The following is a 17011-nucleotide window of genomic DNA, read 5'->3' on the forward strand; positions in this document are numbered from 1 at the left end:
ATAGAGAGGAAAGAATGAAGATAAGCAGTGTCATTTTTGATATGGATGGGGTAATGATTGATTCAGAACCCCAATGGGCGGAAGCCCAAATTGAAGTATTAGAAACGTTAGGAATTAATATTACGGTTGAAGATTGTGAAAAATTTACAAGGGGTAAACGCATAGATGAACTTAGCGAAACTTGGATAAAAAAATTCAATTTAACGATTTCTAATGCCGAATTAAGTGAGGCTATTCTTACTTATGGTTGTAATGCGATACAAAAATCAGGCTCTGCGTTAGCAGGATTATATGAATTATTGGATTTCTTACAGTCTAATAATATCAGACTTGCTGTGGCAACATCATCGCCACCGGTTATTATCGAGGCGGTTTTTGATCGTTTAAAATTATGGGATTACTTCCCTATTCAATGTACCGCAATGGACGAAGATTACGGCAAGCCACACCCGGCTGTTTATCTGAGTGCAGTAAAGAAACTTGGTATTGAGAAACAAGAATGCATTGTTATTGAAGATAGTGTAACGGGCTTAATCGCAGCAAAAGCGGCAAATTTAACCACTTTTTTAGTTAATCCACATTATCAAAACGAAAAATTTTCGATTGCTGATGAAAGAATGTTTTCCCTTTTAGATGTAATCACAAAGTTAAAACAGTATTAGCATAGATTGAAATCTCCAATCGTTGCTAATTGGAGATAAAAATGAAACCATTTGAAAGACGACAACAAATTTTAGCGTATTTAGCCAATCACGGTAGAACGGAAGTGGATGTGCTTGCAGCTTATTTTAAGCTAACAGGGGCAACTATTCGTAAAGATCTCACTGCTTTAGAAGATGATAATAAAGTGCTACGAACTTATGGTAGTGTTGTGTTAATTTCGGATGAAACCTTTGATAGAAAAGAAAAAATAGCAACTACAGATAAGGAAGATAAACCAATTTCACAAAAAACAGGGATTAATCTTCAACAAAAACAACGTATTGGACAAAAAGCCGCAGAATTAATTAATGAAGGAAACTCTATTATTTTTGATGCGGGCAGTACAGTGCTTCAAATGATTCCCTATCTAAAACCATTTGATAATCTCTCTTTAATGACAAATAGTTTAACGATTTTTAATGAAATTTTAAAACTCAATAAATCGTATAACTTACTTATTTCCGGTGGCACATTTCGTGAAAAATCAGCATCATTTCACGGTTATTTTGCTGAATCAGCTTTTATTGGTTCAAATTTTGACATACTCTTTATCGGTACTGATGGATTAGATTTAGATGTTGGATTAACGACTTTCAATGAAGTATATAAAGTCAGTTCTCTAATGTGCGATGCTGCAAATAAAATTGTCTTACTTGCGGACTCCAGTAAATTTGGACGTAAAAGCCCCAATATCGTTTGTGGTTTAGAGAAAATCCATACTATTATTACCGATGAAGGATTATCTCAAGAAATGAGAGAACAAATTAAATCGAAAGGAATTGAGTTGTTAGTTGTATAAGGGCACAAAAATGAATCATTTAGACAGTGCAAAAGAAACGCTAAGCCTTTACGCTCAGCAGATTATCACGCTAAACCATCGACTCTCTGAAGAATTTAATGAGGTCGTTGAAATGATGCTGGCTTGTCAAGGGCGAGTGGTGGTAGGTGGTATTGGCAAATCAGGATTAGTGGGGAAAAAGATGGTGGCGACATTTGCCTCCACAGGAACGCCAAGTTTTTTCCTTCATCCAACAGAAGCTTTCCACGGCGATTTAGGAATGTTAAAGCCGATTGATATGGTCATTTTAATTTCTAACAGTGGCGAAACCGATGATGTGAATAAGCTGATTCCCAGCCTGAAAAATTTCGGTAACAAAATTATTGCGATGACGGGCAATCCTTACTCCACACTTGGGCGAAATGCGGATGTGATTTTAAATATCGGCGTAGAGCGTGAGGCTTGTTTAAACAATCTTGCTCCAACCAGCTCGACGTTGGTTACTATGGCATTAGGTGATGCATTGGCGATTGCATTGATGAAAGCCCGTAATTTCCGCCCTGAAGATTTTGCCCGCTTCCACCCGGGTGGCAGCCTTGGTAGAAGATTGTTAAATCGAGTGCGAGATGTGATGGTGCGAAACTTGCCGATTGCCGATCTCAATACCCCGTTTACTGAATGTTTATCTGTGATGAACGAAGGCAGAATGGGCGTTGCAGTCATTATGCACGAGGGAAAATTGGAAGGGATTATTACCGATGGTGATATTCGTCGAACTTTAGCCAAATACGGTGCGGAAAGCCTAAGCAAAACCGCAGAAGAAATTATGACCCGTAATCCTAAAACGATTAATGATTCCGTATTCTTAGTCAAAGCGGAAGATTTAATGAAAGAACTTAGAATTCACTCGCTTATTGCAGTTGATGACAACGGTAAAGTTACCGGCTTGATAGAGTTCTCGAGTTAATTTTGTAGGGACGCACTGCGTACGTCCGTTTAAAAGCGGTTATTTTTTATTAAAATTTTGCAAAAGAAATATATTTTTGGATGCAGGCAGTGTGTCCCTACGATTAAAACCGAACAAATTTTGTTTGGTTTTTTTGTATTAAAATTAAAAATGTGATCAAGATCACATTTTTTAAATTACGCCTAAAAAAATAATGTGATCTAGTTCACATTTTTGAGAGAAATATTTTTGTAACTTTTTAAAATGGTGCTATTTTGCACAGGATTTATTCAACCCTAATTTTCTCTCCTTTTCGAGGTTCTTATGTCTAATTTAAAAGTGAAAGTTCAAGGCTTTGGACGCTTTCTCTCTAATATGGTGATGCCAAACATCGGTGCATTTATTGCCTGGGGTTTCATCACTGCTCTCTTTATTCCAACAGGTTGGTTGCCGAATGAAACCTTCGCTAAACTGGTTGGTCCGATGATTACTTATTTGCTACCGCTTTTGATTGGTTATAGCGGTGGTAAATTAGTCGGTGGCGAACGTGGTGCGGTTGTGGGTGCAATCACCACAATGGGTATCATCGTGGGTTCTGAAATCCCGATGTTCTTAGGTGCAATGATTGTAGGTCCATTAGGCGGCTGGGCGATTAAAGCATTCGATAAAGCGATTGACGGTAAAGTGAAAAGCGGTTTTGAGATGTTGGTAAACAACTTCTCGGTTGGTATTATCGGTATGATTTTAGCGATGCTTTCATTTGCGTTCATCGGTGGTATTGTAACCCAAATTTCTGCGGCATTAGGTGCTGGCGTGGGTGCATTAGTTGAAGCAGGTTTATTACCATTAACGTCAATCATTGTTGAACCGGCGAAAATCCTGTTCTTAAACAACGCAATCAACCACGGTGTATTCACCCCACTTGGCACAGCGCAAGCACAAGAAGTGGGTAAATCTATCCTGTTCTTAATCGAAGCGAATCCGGGTCCGGGTTTTGGTGTCTTGCTTGCTTATATGTTCTTCGGTCGTGGTACAGCAAAACAAACGGCAGGTAGTGCATCAATCATTCACTTCTTAGGTGGTATCCACGAAATTTACTTCCCGTATGTGTTAATGAGCCCACGTTTAATCTTAGCGGTAATCGCAGGTGGTGCAACAGGCGTTTTAACTAACTCATTATTAGGCGGTGGCTTAATCGCTCCGGCATCTCCGGGTTCTATTTTCGCAATCCTTGCGATGACTGCACCGGGTGCACATTTTGCGGTAATTGCTTCTGTAGTGCTTTCTTGTGCGGTAACTTTTGCGATTGCTTCAGTATTACTTAAAACACAAAAAACTGATGCTTCATTAGAAGATGCACAAGCACAAACCCAAGCAATGAAAGCAGAGAGCAAAGGTGTTGCGGTAGCTGCGGTAAACGGCAATATCCGTAAAATCTATGTAGCGTGCGATGCAGGTATGGGCTCAAGTGCTATGGGTGCAAGTATGTTACGTAAAAAAGTACAAGCAGCCGGCTTAAACATTGAAGTACAAAACTTAGCGATTAACGATTTACCGAAAGATGCACAGTTGGTTATCACTCACAAAGACTTGACACCTCGTGCTCAACAACGTGTGGCAACGGCTCAACATTTATCATTAACCAACTTCTTAGACAGTGCGTTTTACGATAGCTTAATTGCGAAATTAGGCAACAACCAGCCACAACAAGCGGTTGAAAATAGCCAAAATTTTGCAAATCCGGTTGTGGTTGAAGGAGCACAAGAAGAAGGCTTAAAACTTCAAGCATCGCAAGTGTTCTTAGGTTTAACGGCAAACAGCAAAGAAGAAGCTATCCGCTTTGCTGGTGAACAATTAGTGAAAGCTGGCTTTGTGCAACCAAGTTATGTTGATGCAATGTTCGCTCGTGAACAACTGGTTTCAACTTACTTAGGTGAAGGCTTAGCCGTTCCACACGGTACAGCGGATGCGAAAGATAGCGTACTCAAAACCGGTATCGTCGTTTGTCAATATCCGAACGGTGTTCGCTTCACCGATGAAGAAGATGGTGTAGCGAAATTAGTAGTAGGTATTGCGGCAAAAGGCAATGACCACATTCAGATTTTAAGTGCGATTACCAACGCTTTAGATGATGAACAAGCAATGCAAACTTTAACGCAAACTCAAAATGTAGATGAAGTATTAGCATTATTGGCTAAATAATATTATGGGGCGACTTTCGCCCTTTGTCTTTATATTAATTTTTTCGGAGAACAAATTATGAACGCACTCCATTTCGGTGCAGGCAATATCGGACGTGGCTTTATCGGTAAATTATTGGCAGATAGCGGCGTGTTCGTTACTTTTGCTGATATTAACCAAACTCAAATTGACCAAATCAACCAAAACAAACAGTATGGCGTGAAAATTGTGGGCGATGCAAGCCGTGTTGAAATGGTTAAAAATATTGCGGCGATCAATTCTAAAGATGAAGCGGCAGTGATTGAACAAGTTAAAACAGTTGATTTAATTACCACTGCCGTTGGTCCAAACGTATTAGGCTTTATCGCCCCACTTTTTGCAAAAGCACTAGTGGCTCGTGTGGAAAGCGGTAATACTCAACCGTTAAACATTATTGCCTGTGAAAATATGGTGCGTGGTACAACGTTCTTTAAAGGCAAAATTTTTGAAAACTTAACTGCTGAGCAACAAGCAGAAGTGGAAAAATTGGTCGGTTTTGTGGATTCTGCGGTAGATAGAATTGTGCCACCGGCAGAGCTAAACGAAAACGATCCGCTTGAAGTAACGGTTGAAGAATTTAGTGAATGGATTGTGGATAAAACTCAATTTAAAGGCTCAATTCCAGATATTAAAGGAATGGAATTAACCGATAACCTAATGGCATTTGTGGAGCGTAAATTATTTACGCTTAACACAGGGCATTTAATTTGTGCTTATTTAGGTAAACAAGCTGGTGTGCAATGGATCAAAGAAGCAATCGCAATTGATGAAATCAAAGCCCAAGTTAAAGCCACAATGGAAGAGAGCGGTACGGTGCTAATTAAGCGTTACGGCTTCGATGCACAAGCTCACGCTGCCTACATCGAGAAAATTCTTAAACGTTTCGCCAACCCATACTTAAATGATGATGTAAACCGTGTCGGTCGTGAGCCAATCCGCAAACTCAGCCCGAATGACCGTTTAATTAAGCCACTTTCAGGCACATTAGAATATGGTTTACCACACAGCAACTTAGTGAATGGCGTGGTAATGGCGTTGCAATATCGTAATGAAGAAGACCCACAAGCGGTCGAATTGAGCCAATTTATTGCAAATCACGGTGTAGCCGCAGCAGTTGAGAAATACACCGGTTTAACCGACCAAGCTGTGATTGCGAAGGTTGTTGGGTTATATCAGTAAGTCTGGATATTGTGGACTACATCGACAAACTGAGTGAGGAAGCTACGTTACGGGGCTTTCTCGCCACCACAAATCAGCTGTTCACCAATGCGGTGGAACAGTTGATTGAGCGGGTGTTTCGCAAAACGGATTTTGCATTAAAATCAGTGGTGGATTCCTTGTTTGAACATCAAGGTCCACTCGCTGATCTTTCTGTTCGCTTAAAAGTTTTACTCGGCTTAGGTGTGATTTCGCCTAAAGTGTTTGAAGATATTTCGCTTTTTCTTGAAGTGAAATCCCATTTAAGCGAAGAGGAAGAAGACTTCTCCTTCTCCCACCCTGCGGTGGTGCAATTTGCCAAAGATTTAAACCACGTCGATTTTTTGCCGATTAATGAATTGCTGAATGTAAAAGCAACAAAAGGCAATAAAGATTCAATGTTGTTTCAAATGCAGCAAATGCGGTTAGAAAAGATCGTGCGTTCCAGCTTGATTTTGGCGGTTACTGAAATTGATGAACAGTTAAATGTGGAAAGCCCGTTATAATCGTTAGGGACGCACTCTGTGCGTCCATTTACAAGCGGTTAGATTTTGCTAAAATTTTACAAATATAAATTAATAGATGCACGCAGTGTATCCACCTAAATTCCTTCTCTTTTTGATCTTCTCGACTTTTTTATTTCCCTAAAGCGGTGTAATCTATCTCTAACTATTTTGGAGGATAAGACTATGCAATCGCTTCTTGCTTTCGTGCCTGATTTTTTACAGCAGCCGCTCTTTTGGGTAATGGCTCTCCTTGTGTTTGCCATTTGGCAATTTATCCAAAACAAACTGCGGATGGATGTTGTCGCTTTAATCGTAATGCTCTTTTTTAGCCTAACGGGCATTTTGTCGGTAAAAGAGGTATTAGCTGGGTTAAGCGATCCAAATGTAGTGCTGATTGCTCTCCTTTTTATTGTGGGTGAAGCCTTAGTGCGAACAGGGGTAGCAAATCAAGTAAGCGATTGGCTGATGCGTGTTTCGGGAGCAAGTGAAACAAAGGTATTAGTGCTATTAATGCTTTCCATTGCAGGGCTAGGCTCTTTTATGAGTTCCACCGGTATTGTGGCGATTTTTATTCCTGTGGTATTAGCGATTTGTGCCGGAATGGGAATTTCCCCCCGCCGTTTAATGATGCCGTTGAGTGTGGCAGGCTTGATCAGCGGTATGATGACCTTAATTGCTACACCTCCCAATCTTGTTGCTCATTCCGAATTAGTAAAATCGGGCTTTGAAGGCTTTAGTTTCTTTAGCTTTACGCCGATTGGCTTAATCATTTTAGTGCTAGGTATCGGCTATATGCTTGTTGCCCGCCGTTGGTTAGATAATGGTGAACAGCGTGAAGAGCTAAACTCAGCTAAACATTTTTCGATGTCTCACTTAATTGAAGAATACCAACTACGTGGCAGAGCCAAAATGCTATTAGTTGAGCCAGATTCTATCTGTGTCGGCAAAACCATTGGACAACTAGATTTACGCATTGTGCACGGCTTGAACATTGTCGCCATTCAACGTAATAAACATTTCAGAACCATCACGATAAATGCTTCTGTAAATGAAGTGTTTCAGCCCAAAGATATTTTGTTACTCGATACCGCCTTAGACGATGAAGCCTATCAACAACGTTGCGAGGAGCTTAAGCTTCGCCCGATTGAACTAAAGGGTGAGTTTTTCTCAACCCATTATCGCTCGGTAGGTATGGCGGAAATTTCAGTAATGCCTGAGGCTGAATGTATCGGCAAAACCATTCGAGAGTTAAAGTTTCGCTCAAGATATCATTTAAGTATTGTCGGTTTAAAACGGGGTGGTGAAATCATACAAGATGAATTGCTTGATACGCCGTTGAGATTTGGGGATTTGTTATTAGTAATGGGGGTTTGGCAGCAAATTCACCGAATGGATGGCGATCACCGTGATTTCTTCTTGCTAAGAGCCCCAACAGAAAGCAAAAATGCACCACCGGCTCTAAGCCAAGCACCGCATGCTCTTTTTTCTGTATTCACAATGGTGGTGCTGATGATTACAGGCATTGTGCCGAATGTAATGGCGGCATTAATTGCTTGTTTAATGCTAGGCAAATTCCGTTGTGTCGATGTGAAAAGTGCCTATGATTCCATTCATATGCCAAGCATTATTTTAATTGTGGGTATGATGCCGTTTTCTATCGCCTTACAAAAAACAGGTGGGGTAGATTTAACCGTCCGCCTTTTACTTGATGTGATGCAGGGTTTAGATGTGCATTTTGTCTTGATTGTATTATTTGTTTTTACGGCAATTCTAAGTGCGTTTATTTCCAACACCGCAACGGCGATTTTGGTGATGCCGATTGCGATTGCTATCGCTAACCAATTAGGCTACTCAGCTGCTCCGTTTGCAATGATTGTAGCGGTTTCCGCTTCTGCTGCCTTTATGACACCGGTTTCCTCACCGGTAAACACAATGGTGCTTGCCCCGGCTGGTTATAAATTTGTGGATTTCGTCAAAGTCGGTGTACCGTTTACGGTGCTGGTGATGCTGGTTTCGGTATTTGTGATTCCTCTGCTTTTCCCACTCTAATTTCTTTCAATACAAGCGGTTATTTTTTTGTAAATTTTTACAAAAAAATGACCGCTTGCTTGCCTTGTTAAAAGTGTGATCTACCTCTCAAATTTACAAAAATATTTATAACCATTTGATTTTAAATGATTTTTATATTTTTGCTTTGATTGACTTTAAACTGCCTTAAGAGTGCCTTATGAAACGTAATTTTACTATTTGAAATTTTAACTTTTAGAGGTGTACAAAATGACTATTCGAGTATCTTATGAAGATTTAAAAGCTCAATTTAAACGTGTGTTACTTTCTCGCAATGTGCGTGAAGAAATTGCGGAAGAGTGTGCAACCGTGTTTGCGGATACTACCCAAGCTGGTGCGTATTCACACGGGGTAAACCGTTTCCCACGTTTTATTCAACAGTTAGAGAACGGTGATGTGATTCCTGAAGCCGAGCCGACGAAGGTATTATCATTAGGTGCAATCGAGCAGTGGGACGCCCACCAAGCCATCGGTAACTTAACTGCGAAAAAAATGATGGACAGAGCGATGGAACTTGCATCACAAAACGGTATCGGTGTGGTGGCATTGCGTAACGCAAACCACTGGATGCGTGGCGGTTCTTACGGCTGGCAAGCGGCAGAGAAAGGCTATATTGGTATCTGCTGGACAAACGCCTTAGCGGTTATGCCACCTTGGGGGGCGAAAGAGTGCCGTGTAGGTACAAACCCGCTTATCATCGCTGTGCCAACTACCCCAATCACAATGGTGGATATGTCTTGTTCAATGTACTCTTACGGAATGTTGGAAGTTCACCGCTTAGCAGGTCGCCAAACTTTCGTAGATGCCGGTTTTGATGATGAAGGCAACCCAACCCGTGATCCGGCAACTGTGGAGAAAAACCGCCGCTTAATGCCAATGGGCTTCTGGAAAGGTTCAGGCTTATCTATTGTGTTAGATATGATCGCAACATTGCTTTCTAACGGTGAATCTACAGCGGCAGTAACCGAAGATAAAGATGACGAATACTGCGTTTCACAAGTCTATATCGCTATTGAAGTGGATCGCTTAATTGACGGCAAAACCAAAGACGAAAAACTCAACCGTATTATGGATTATGTTCGCACAGCAGAGCGTGCAGACCCAGATGTAGCAGTTCGCTTACCGGGACACGAATTTACCCAAATTCTTGCTGATAACAAAGCCAACGGCATTCCGGTAGATGATACCGTTTGGGCGAAATTGCAGGCGTTGTAAAGAAAAACTCCCCTCTTTTCTAAAGAGGGGGATTAGATCGAGCGAATGTATCGTTCATCTGAAAAAATACAAGCGGTTCAATTTCCAAAAAATTTTGCAAAACGGAGCAATCAATGTTTTTCGGTCATATTTCAAATTACAATCCTGCTCAATATCCAAAAGCGATTCAATTCGCCTTGGATTATTTAAAAAATACCGATTTTGATGCGATGGAAGCCGGCGTTTACGAACTCAAAGGGCGTGATATTTACGTTCAAGTGTTAGATCTTGAAACGAAAGAAAAATCTGCTTATCAGCCGGAAGTGCATCAAAATTATTTAGACGTGCAATATTTACACAAAGGTGTGGAATTAATGGCGGCATCCATTGATTTAGGCAATAACCCTGTTGCGGTGGAATATAACCCTGAGCGTGATATTCAATTTTATGCATCAGTGCAAAATGAAAATGAATTCCGCTGTGAAGCCGGCAACTTTGCGGTGTTCTTTCCTGAGGATACACACCGAACAGCCATTTTGGCAGGAGAAGCAAAAATCCGCAAAGTGGTGGTAAAAATTAAAATGAGTGAAATTTGAGGTAGTTTATGAAAGCCTTTGCTCAATTAGTTGGAAAAGCATTAGAGGCATTGGTGGTAATTATTTTATCCGCTATGTCTATCTTGGTTTTCCTCAATGTCGTATTACGTTACGGCTTTAATAGTAGTATTAACGTTACAGAAGAAGTTTCACGTTATATGTTTGTGTGGCTTGCTTTCTTAGGTGCGGTATTGGCGTTTAGTGAAAACCAGCACGTTAGAGTAACAATGCTGACAGATAAATTATCGCCGGTTGGTAGAAATATTTTAAGTGTGTTTACTGATTTAGCGATGTTGTTCTGCTGCTACTTAATTGTAGATGGTAGTTGGATTCAATTTAATCTTAACTTGAATAACTTTGCCCCAATTTCGGGCTTACCGCAAGGAATTACTTTCCTTGCAAGCACGGTTGCAGGTGTATTAATCGGTATCTTAATTGTTGTACGCATTGTTGCAACCATTGGCGTAATTGCGAAAGGAGAAAGTAAATGACTGTTGTAATTTTTCTTTCCGTATTACTTGGCTCGATTTTATTAGGCATTCCGGTTGCATTTGCACTTTTAGTCTGCGGCGTGGCTTTAATGCTGCACTTAGATCTGTTTGATGCTCAAATCCTTGCTCAACAAATCGTCAGTGGTGCAGACAGCTTCTCACTAATGGCGATCCCGTTCTTCATCCTTGCCGGTGAAATTATGAACGAAGGTGGTTTGTCTAAACGCATTATCGATTTACCAATGAAGTTAGTGGGGCACAAACGGGGTGGCTTGGGCTTTGTGGCAATCTTAGCTGCAATGATTATGGCGAGCCTTTCCGGTTCTGCGGTGGCGGACACGGCAGCGGTGGCGGCAATGTTGTTACCGATGATGAAAACCACCGGTTATCCGATTGATAAATCTGCGGGCTTAATCGGCACGGCAGGGATTATCGCCCCAATCATTCCGCCGAGTATTCCGTTTATTGTATTTGGTGTGGCAAGTGGCGTATCCATCACAAAATTATTCTTAGCGGGTATTTTCCCGGGCATTATGATGGGTATTTGCTTAGCAGCACTTTGGTGGTGGCAAGCTAAACGCTTGGATTTAATGACCTTCTCCAAAGCAACCAAAGAAGAGTTATGTATCTCGTTTAAAAACAGTATTTGGGCGTTATTGTTACCAGTGATCATCATCGGCGGTTTCCGCTCAGGGATGTTCACGCCAACTGAGGCAGGTGCGGTTGCGACTTTCTATGCGTTGATTGTTTCGCTGTTCGTTTACCGTGAAATGAAGTTCAAAGACTTATACAAAGTGGTATTAGCGGCAGCAAAAACGACCGCTGTGGTAATGTTCTTAGTGGCAGCAGCGAACGTAACCGGTTGGTTAATCACCGTGGCAGAGTTACCGACAATGCTCACCGAATTACTAGAGCCGTTAATTGAAAGCCCAACAACCCTATTATTGGTGATTATGCTTGCAGTATTTATTATCGGTATGGTGATGGATTTAACCCCAACCGTATTAATTCTAACCCCGGTATTGATGCCGTTAGTGGAAGAAGCAGGTATCGACCCGGTGTACTTTGGTGTGTTATTCATCTTAAATACGTCAATCGGCTTAATTACCCCACCGGTGGGCAACGTGTTAAACGTGATTACCGGTGTGTCAAAATTACCGTTTGACCAAGCAGCTAAGGGCGTATTCCCTTACTTAATGATGATGATTGGATTATTACTCTTATTTGTATTCTTCCCATCATTAATATTAGTCCCTTTAAGCTGGATGCAGTAATGAATTTTTAACCTAACAAGCGGTCAGATTTTGTAGAAAATTTGTAAAAAAACGAACAAATTTAACCGCTTGTAAACCATAATTTTTAATCACAGGAGAACCCTATGAAACTTTTTAACTTAAAAACTTTAGCCGCATTAGTTGCAGGTGTAGCCGTAATGAGTTCTTCAGCAATGGCTGAAACTTCACTACGTTTCGGTTATGAAGCACCACGCTCCGACAGCCAACACATCGCAGCGAAAAAATTCGATGAGTTATTGGCTGAAAAAACCAAAGATGAAATCAAATTAAAATTATTCCCGGACAGCACCTTAGGTAACGCACAAACCATGATCAGCGGTGTGCGTGGCGGTACTATTGATATTGAAATGTCAGGTTCACCAAACTTCACCGGTTTAGAGCCAAAATTAAACGTGATCGACATTCCGTTTATCTTCAAAGATCGTGAGCACGTTTACAAAGTGTTAGACGGTGAAATCGGTCAAGGCTTATTAAAAGATTTAGAAGCCCAAGGCTTAAAAGGCTTAGCATTCTGGGATGTTGGTTTCCGTGCGTTCTCTAACTCAAAACACGCGGTGAACAAGCCGGAAGACATCAAAGGCTTAAAAGTTCGTACCAACCAAAACCCAATGTACATTCAAGCGTTTAACTTATTAGGCGGTAACCCGGTGCCAATGCCGTTATCTGAGCTTTACACCGCGTTAGAAACCCGTGCGGTAGATGCACAAGAGCATCCAATCGGTATTTTCTGGTCGGCAAAATTATACGAAGTACAAAAACACTTAAGCTTAACTAACCACGGCTACACTCCGTTAATCGTGGTAATGAACAAAGCGAAATTCGACAGCTTAGCACCTGAACTTCAAACTGCATTATTAGAAGCAGCGAAAGAAGCGGGTCAATTCCAACGTGATCTTAACGTGAAAAACGAAAAAGAGATCATCGAGAAATTACGTAAAGCAGGCATCGAAGTTATCGAGCAAGTGGACAACGCACCGTTCAAAGCGGCAGTGGAAGCAGAAGTTCGTAAAGCCTTCGTTGAAAAACACGGCGATGAATTATTGAAAAAAGTGGATGCTTTGGCACAATAATATAAGCTAAAGTAAGTCTCTTAACATAATAACTTCGCATTAAAACCGACAAGCGGTAAGAAATTGCAAATTTTTTGCGAAATCCAACCGCTTGTTGTTCTTCTTCAGGTTGTAAGGAAAATATGATGAATTACACACTCGGCATTGACTGCGGCGGTACTTTTATCAAAGCGGCACTTTTTGACAATCAAGGCAATATTCAAGCACTTCATCGTGAAAATGTATCTGTAATTAGCGAAACAGCAGGCTACGCAGAGCGTGATATGCAACAGCTTTGGGCGGTTTGTGCGGAAGTGGTACGTGTAACGATCGAAAAAAGTGGCGTAAACCCAAGCGATATTAAAGGCGTTGGTATTTCCGCTCAAGGTAAAGGGGCATTTTTGCTCGATAAAAACAAGCAACCGCTTGGGCGTGCCATTCTTTCTTCCGACCAACGCTCTTTAGAGATTGTGAAACAGTGGCAAGATGAGGGGATTCCACAGAAACTTTACCCCATCACTCGCCAAACGCTGTGGACAGGTCATCCAGTTTCCATTTTGAAATGGATACAGAAAAATGAACCCGAGCGTTATGCACAAATCGGCTCAGTGCTGATGTCGCACGACTATTTGCGTTTTTGTTTAACCGGCGAGCTACATTGTGAGGAAACCAATATTTCTGAAAGTAATCTCTACAATATGGCGAAGGGTGAATACGATCAAAGCTTAGCTGATTTGCTCGGTATGTCTGATGTGTTGGAAAAATTACCGCCGGTGATTGAGCCGAATAAAATTGCAGGTTATGTAACTGAAGATGCGGCAAAATTAACAGGTTTAGCCGTAGGTACACCTGTTGTTGGTGGTTTATTTGATGTGGTTTCAACGGCTCGCTGTGCAGGTTTAGATGATGAAACAAAACTCAACGTGGTACTAGGGACTTGGTCGGTGGTAAGTGGTATTACTGATAATATCGATTTAAGCCAAGAATTACCATTTGTTTATGGGCGTTATGATGAGTCAGGTAAATTTATTGTGCACGAGGCAAGCCCGACATCGGCAGGCAACTTGGAATGGTTTGTTAAACAATGGAGCAATTTAAGCTACCAAGAAATTAATGAGGGCATTGCCGCATTACCACCGGCAGGTAGCTCGGTGTTGTTTGTGCCGTTTCTTTACGGCTCAAATGCAGGTTTGGGTATGCAGGCAAGTTTCTACGGAATGCAGTCTTACCATACGCAAATGCACTTGCTGCAAGCGATTTATGAAGGGGTACTGTTTAGCTTAATGACGCACTTAAACCGTATGTTTATTCGCTTCCCACAAACTAATGTGCTGCGAGTTACAGGCGGACCGGTGAAATCAACAGTCTGGATGCAAATGTTGGCGGATCTAACAGGAATGAGGCTCGAAGTACCACAAGTGGAAGAAACAGGCTGCTTAGGTGCGGCATTGATGGCTATGCAAGGTGTTGGGTTGGATATTAGTCAAGTACAAGCCCTAAATGCAGAAATGCAAGTGTTTGAGCCAAATACTGAAAATTACTCAGCATATCAGACGAAATATCAGCGTTATCAAAAACTAACTGAGGCACTTAAAGCGATGATTTAACGGACTTTAAACACGTTTTACAAGCGGTCATATTTTGTAAAAAAATTGGGGATAGTGGACAAAATTGAGTCTGATTTCCCAATGAACTAGCCATAGTGGACATTTTTGAGTCTGCTATGGCTTTATTTTCAACTCTTTTGGCAAACAAAATCCTTTATAAACATCATCTTATGTTCATCAGTTAGTCCTTGATGTGGCACTAATTTGACTTTCATTTGTCTAAAAAATGACTCCACCAAGTTGGTTGTATGTGCAATGTTTAACTCGGGATACGCTTGATAGGTAAATAGATAGTTTATGCTACGTTTTAAACCCCAATAAGCACTCCGTAATCGCTTATGTTTAAATCGTTTTGGGTTGGTTGCAGAATGTTCATTGAAATAACCTTTATGTTTATTTAACCATACAGATAGGGCTAGAGTAAGTGTCTCTTGTGTTTGAAATTTAAGTGAGTAATAAAGCGATAGTAGCTCTTTTCCTGCCTCTGATTTTGGTGATTTTGTTAAATAAAAAATACCTCGCCCGATTTGATGGAAGTGGCACATTTGGGTAGGAATATTGGGGTAAGCATTTAATAATCCTCTTCTTCCATCACAGGTAATTGATTGAATGTTAATTCCTTTTTCAATTAACGCTGAGATAGCGTCAAAATAATATTGATTTTTCTCCGCAGAAATAAAGCGAAAATAAATCGGCTTTAAAGATAAGGAATCCATTAGGATAAGTACAGCAAAACGTTGTTTAAAGTGAGTGGTATCCATCACGATATTTACTGTTTGAGGAAGAGATTTTTGCTCGGCTTTTGTCGCTTTTTCGAGATGCCTTCTAATCGTCCGTTCAGAACATTGGTATTCAAAAGCAAGTTGTTGAATCGTTTGTTTTTGAGAACTGTACTTAAACCAAATTTCTTCGGAATTAAGTCGCTTAGATGCGACAAAGTTACGGTTACAATCAAGGCATTTATAGCGTTGGATACCGTTAATTTTACCGTATTTTTTGAGATTAAAAGATGAGCAGAAAATGCAATTTTTTAGGCATTTTTATAAAAAGTAGGTTAAAGCCTTATATTACAAGGTTTTAACCTAATTTACAGACTCAATTTTGTCCACTATACCAAAAATTGCAAATTATGACCGCTTTTGGTTTATAAATTATAGGGATAACGAAGAATAGATTTATTATAGAAATTACCGTTAATATGTGTTTTATGTAAATGATATTGGCGATAACCTTTAAAGACTTCCTCATTTGGTGGTTGTGGGTTCACCCAAAAAGTATCTAATGATTGCTGATCCGTTAATCCTTCAAAATCGTAATTTGCTCGCCCTAAGGTTTTTACCGACATATTATGTAATAAACCTGAAAGCCCGCTTGTTGAATTTAATGTAACCATACCTTTCCCTTTTCTTAAGAAAACAGGTAAAGGTACATCGTGAATATAAAAAACTTTATTGTTTAGATGAGGGTATTTTTCTAAAAATTCATAAATTACAATTTTATAATCAATAAACCCTCTATCCATTGGATGATGTTTGATAATTAAATTTAAATGTGAGGGAGCAAATTTTGCAAAAGAAGTTAATACTTCTCGTAAAAAAATCTCAACACTTTTTTGATCGCTATGTATTCTTACTTGTGTGTCATCGTAAACTTGTAGTGGTACAATAAAAAAATTGCCGAATTCACCATTTTCTACTCTTTTTGCAAAGCCACTATCATATAACCAATAACATAGTCTTTTTATGAGAGATTTTGACCATAATTTAAGATAATACCCTAAATTAATAAAACGATGATGTTGATATTTAGGATATTCTTTACGTTTCTCATAGGCTTTTAAATAATAATGAATCGCTCTTTTTGCCATATATTTAAAGCCTTTTGAAACTTTTTCAGGCTCAGGCGAATTTAGTTTTGAATATTCTAAAAAGAAAGATTGATTTCTTGGCAGTGGAGAAAATGCATTTACACCCCATTTTTCAAGCGTAATATATTCGGGGCGGAAATAACCTTCTTCAAATGCCCAGAAAATAATATCTAAATTTGAGCAAACATTTTTAGCTATCTTATGGTAATAACGATTATCACCAAAACATAAGATATTATCTATTTTATTTTTCCGGCAAAAATTAACTAAGAAATTTTCAAAATTTTCTAAACTATCACGATAAGCAAAAGTATTTGATCTATCATTCGGATAAAAATATTCATCACCACCATTGAAGTTTAATTTAAAGACGGTTTTTTGTTCTTTTTCTAGCCAATTTGCAAAATCTGTGAAAAAATATCCTATCGGACCTTGTAATAACAAAATCCGTTGGCTATTTTTAATTAATTCATCTAAATAATGTTCCATTCAGAGA

At 39.9% G+C, this 17011-nt stretch carries 15 protein-coding genes; 13 read left to right on the top strand and 2 right to left on the bottom strand.

The features are described from left to right. Window positions 1-14 precede the first annotated feature (14 nt). The 13 genes from hxpB to X781_RS00360 all read left to right on the top strand — a co-directional run bounded on the left by hxpB (window position 15) and on the right by X781_RS00360 (window position 14648). A complete protein-coding gene (gene hxpB, locus X781_RS00300) occupies window positions 15-662 on the top strand; it encodes a hexitol phosphatase HxpB (RefSeq protein WP_025235008.1) in 648 nt (215 codons plus the stop codon). 41 nt (window positions 663-703) lie between these two features. After that, window positions 704-1501 carry a glucitol operon DNA-binding transcriptional repressor SrlR gene (gene srlR, locus X781_RS00305; protein ID WP_025235009.1) on the top strand — a complete coding sequence of 266 codons (798 nt, stop codon included), beginning with the start codon at window positions 704-706 and terminating at the stop codon, window positions 1499-1501. Window positions 1502-1511: 10 nt separating this feature from the next. Then, complete coding sequence (locus tag X781_RS00310) at window positions 1512-2447, top strand: KpsF/GutQ family sugar-phosphate isomerase (protein ID WP_025235010.1); 936 nt, start codon at window positions 1512-1514, stop codon at window positions 2445-2447. Between the two features lie 303 nt (window positions 2448-2750). Continuing rightward, window positions 2751-4628: a PTS mannitol transporter subunit IICBA gene (locus X781_RS00315; RefSeq protein WP_025235011.1), complete on the top strand. Its 1878-nt coding sequence runs from the start codon at window positions 2751-2753 to the stop codon at window positions 4626-4628. Between the two features lie 57 nt (window positions 4629-4685). Next, window positions 4686-5825: a mannitol-1-phosphate 5-dehydrogenase gene (locus tag X781_RS00320; RefSeq protein WP_025235012.1), complete on the top strand. Its 1140-nt coding sequence runs from the start codon at window positions 4686-4688 to the stop codon at window positions 5823-5825. 8 nt (window positions 5826-5833) lie between these two features. Then, window positions 5834-6349: an MltR family transcriptional regulator gene (locus X781_RS00325; protein WP_025235013.1), complete on the top strand. Its 516-nt coding sequence runs from the start codon at window positions 5834-5836 to the stop codon at window positions 6347-6349. Between the two features lie 183 nt (window positions 6350-6532). Then, window positions 6533-8398, top strand: a complete 1866-nt coding sequence (locus tag X781_RS00330) for an SLC13 family permease (protein WP_025235014.1) — start codon at window positions 6533-6535, stop codon at window positions 8396-8398. Window positions 8399-8632: 234 nt separating this feature from the next. Beyond that, window positions 8633-9631, top strand: a complete 999-nt coding sequence (yiaK, locus tag X781_RS00335; RefSeq protein ID WP_025235015.1) for a 3-dehydro-L-gulonate 2-dehydrogenase — start codon at window positions 8633-8635, stop codon at window positions 9629-9631. A gap of 113 nt (window positions 9632-9744) precedes the next feature. Beyond that, complete coding sequence (locus X781_RS00340; RefSeq protein WP_025235016.1) at window positions 9745-10206, top strand: YhcH/YjgK/YiaL family protein; 462 nt, start codon at window positions 9745-9747, stop codon at window positions 10204-10206. 8 nt (window positions 10207-10214) lie between these two features. Continuing rightward, window positions 10215-10697 carry a TRAP transporter small permease gene (locus tag X781_RS00345; protein WP_025235017.1) on the top strand — a complete coding sequence of 161 codons (483 nt, stop codon included), beginning with the start codon at window positions 10215-10217 and terminating at the stop codon, window positions 10695-10697. Then, the gene (locus X781_RS00350) at window positions 10694-11971 is read left to right on the top strand and encodes a TRAP transporter large permease subunit (RefSeq protein WP_025235018.1); all 1278 of its coding nucleotides are present in this window, start codon (window positions 10694-10696) and stop codon (window positions 11969-11971) included. Before X781_RS00345 ends, X781_RS00350 begins: the two co-directional genes overlap by 4 nt. A gap of 104 nt (window positions 11972-12075) precedes the next feature. Then, entirely contained in the window at window positions 12076-13062 is a 987-nt protein-coding gene (locus tag X781_RS00355; protein WP_025235019.1) for a TRAP transporter substrate-binding protein, read from the top strand. A 125-nt stretch (window positions 13063-13187) separates the two neighbouring features. Beyond that, the gene (locus tag X781_RS00360) at window positions 13188-14648 is read left to right on the top strand and encodes an FGGY-family carbohydrate kinase (protein WP_025235020.1); all 1461 of its coding nucleotides are present in this window, start codon (window positions 13188-13190) and stop codon (window positions 14646-14648) included. Between the two features lie 128 nt (window positions 14649-14776). On the opposite strand, the gene X781_RS00365 is transcribed toward X781_RS00360, so the two are convergent. Both X781_RS00365 and X781_RS00370 read right to left on the bottom strand, forming a co-directional pair. Continuing rightward, window positions 14777-15670, bottom strand: coding sequence for an IS256 family transposase, variant Zn-binding type (locus tag X781_RS00365; protein WP_442914796.1), 894 nt, complete (start codon window positions 15668-15670; stop codon window positions 14777-14779). A gap of 122 nt (window positions 15671-15792) precedes the next feature. Further along, window positions 15793-17004: a capsule biosynthesis protein gene (locus tag X781_RS00370; protein WP_025235022.1), complete on the bottom strand. Its 1212-nt coding sequence runs from the start codon at window positions 17002-17004 to the stop codon at window positions 15793-15795. Window positions 17005-17011 lie beyond the last annotated feature (7 nt).

The sequence above is a fragment of the Mannheimia sp. USDA-ARS-USMARC-1261 genome (assembly GCF_000521605.1).
GTDB classification, from domain to species: Bacteria; Pseudomonadota; Gammaproteobacteria; order Enterobacterales; family Pasteurellaceae; genus Mannheimia; species Mannheimia indoligenes.

Excerpts from the sequence above, each read along its gene's own strand:
- hxpB (WP_025235008.1), top strand. The coding sequence starts at position 15 with ATGAAGATAAGCAGTGTCATTTTTGATATGGATGGGGTAATGATTGAT.
- srlR (WP_025235009.1), top strand. The coding sequence starts at position 704 with ATGAAACCATTTGAAAGACGACAACAAATTTTAGCGTATTTAGCCAAT.
- X781_RS00310 (WP_025235010.1), top strand. The coding sequence starts at position 1,512 with ATGAATCATTTAGACAGTGCAAAAGAAACGCTAAGCCTTTACGCTCAG.
- X781_RS00315 (WP_025235011.1), top strand. The coding sequence starts at position 2,751 with ATGTCTAATTTAAAAGTGAAAGTTCAAGGCTTTGGACGCTTTCTCTCT.
- X781_RS00320 (WP_025235012.1), top strand. The coding sequence starts at position 4,686 with ATGAACGCACTCCATTTCGGTGCAGGCAATATCGGACGTGGCTTTATC.
- X781_RS00330 (WP_025235014.1), top strand. The coding sequence starts at position 6,533 with ATGCAATCGCTTCTTGCTTTCGTGCCTGATTTTTTACAGCAGCCGCTC.
- X781_RS00340 (WP_025235016.1), top strand. The coding sequence starts at position 9,745 with ATGTTTTTCGGTCATATTTCAAATTACAATCCTGCTCAATATCCAAAA.
- X781_RS00345 (WP_025235017.1), top strand. The coding sequence starts at position 10,215 with ATGAAAGCCTTTGCTCAATTAGTTGGAAAAGCATTAGAGGCATTGGTG.
- X781_RS00350 (WP_025235018.1), top strand. The coding sequence starts at position 10,694 with ATGACTGTTGTAATTTTTCTTTCCGTATTACTTGGCTCGATTTTATTA.
- X781_RS00355 (WP_025235019.1), top strand. The coding sequence starts at position 12,076 with ATGAAACTTTTTAACTTAAAAACTTTAGCCGCATTAGTTGCAGGTGTA.
- X781_RS00360 (WP_025235020.1), top strand. The coding sequence starts at position 13,188 with ATGAATTACACACTCGGCATTGACTGCGGCGGTACTTTTATCAAAGCG.
- X781_RS00370 (WP_025235022.1), bottom strand. The coding sequence starts at position 17,004 with ATGGAACATTATTTAGATGAATTAATTAAAAATAGCCAACGGATTTTG.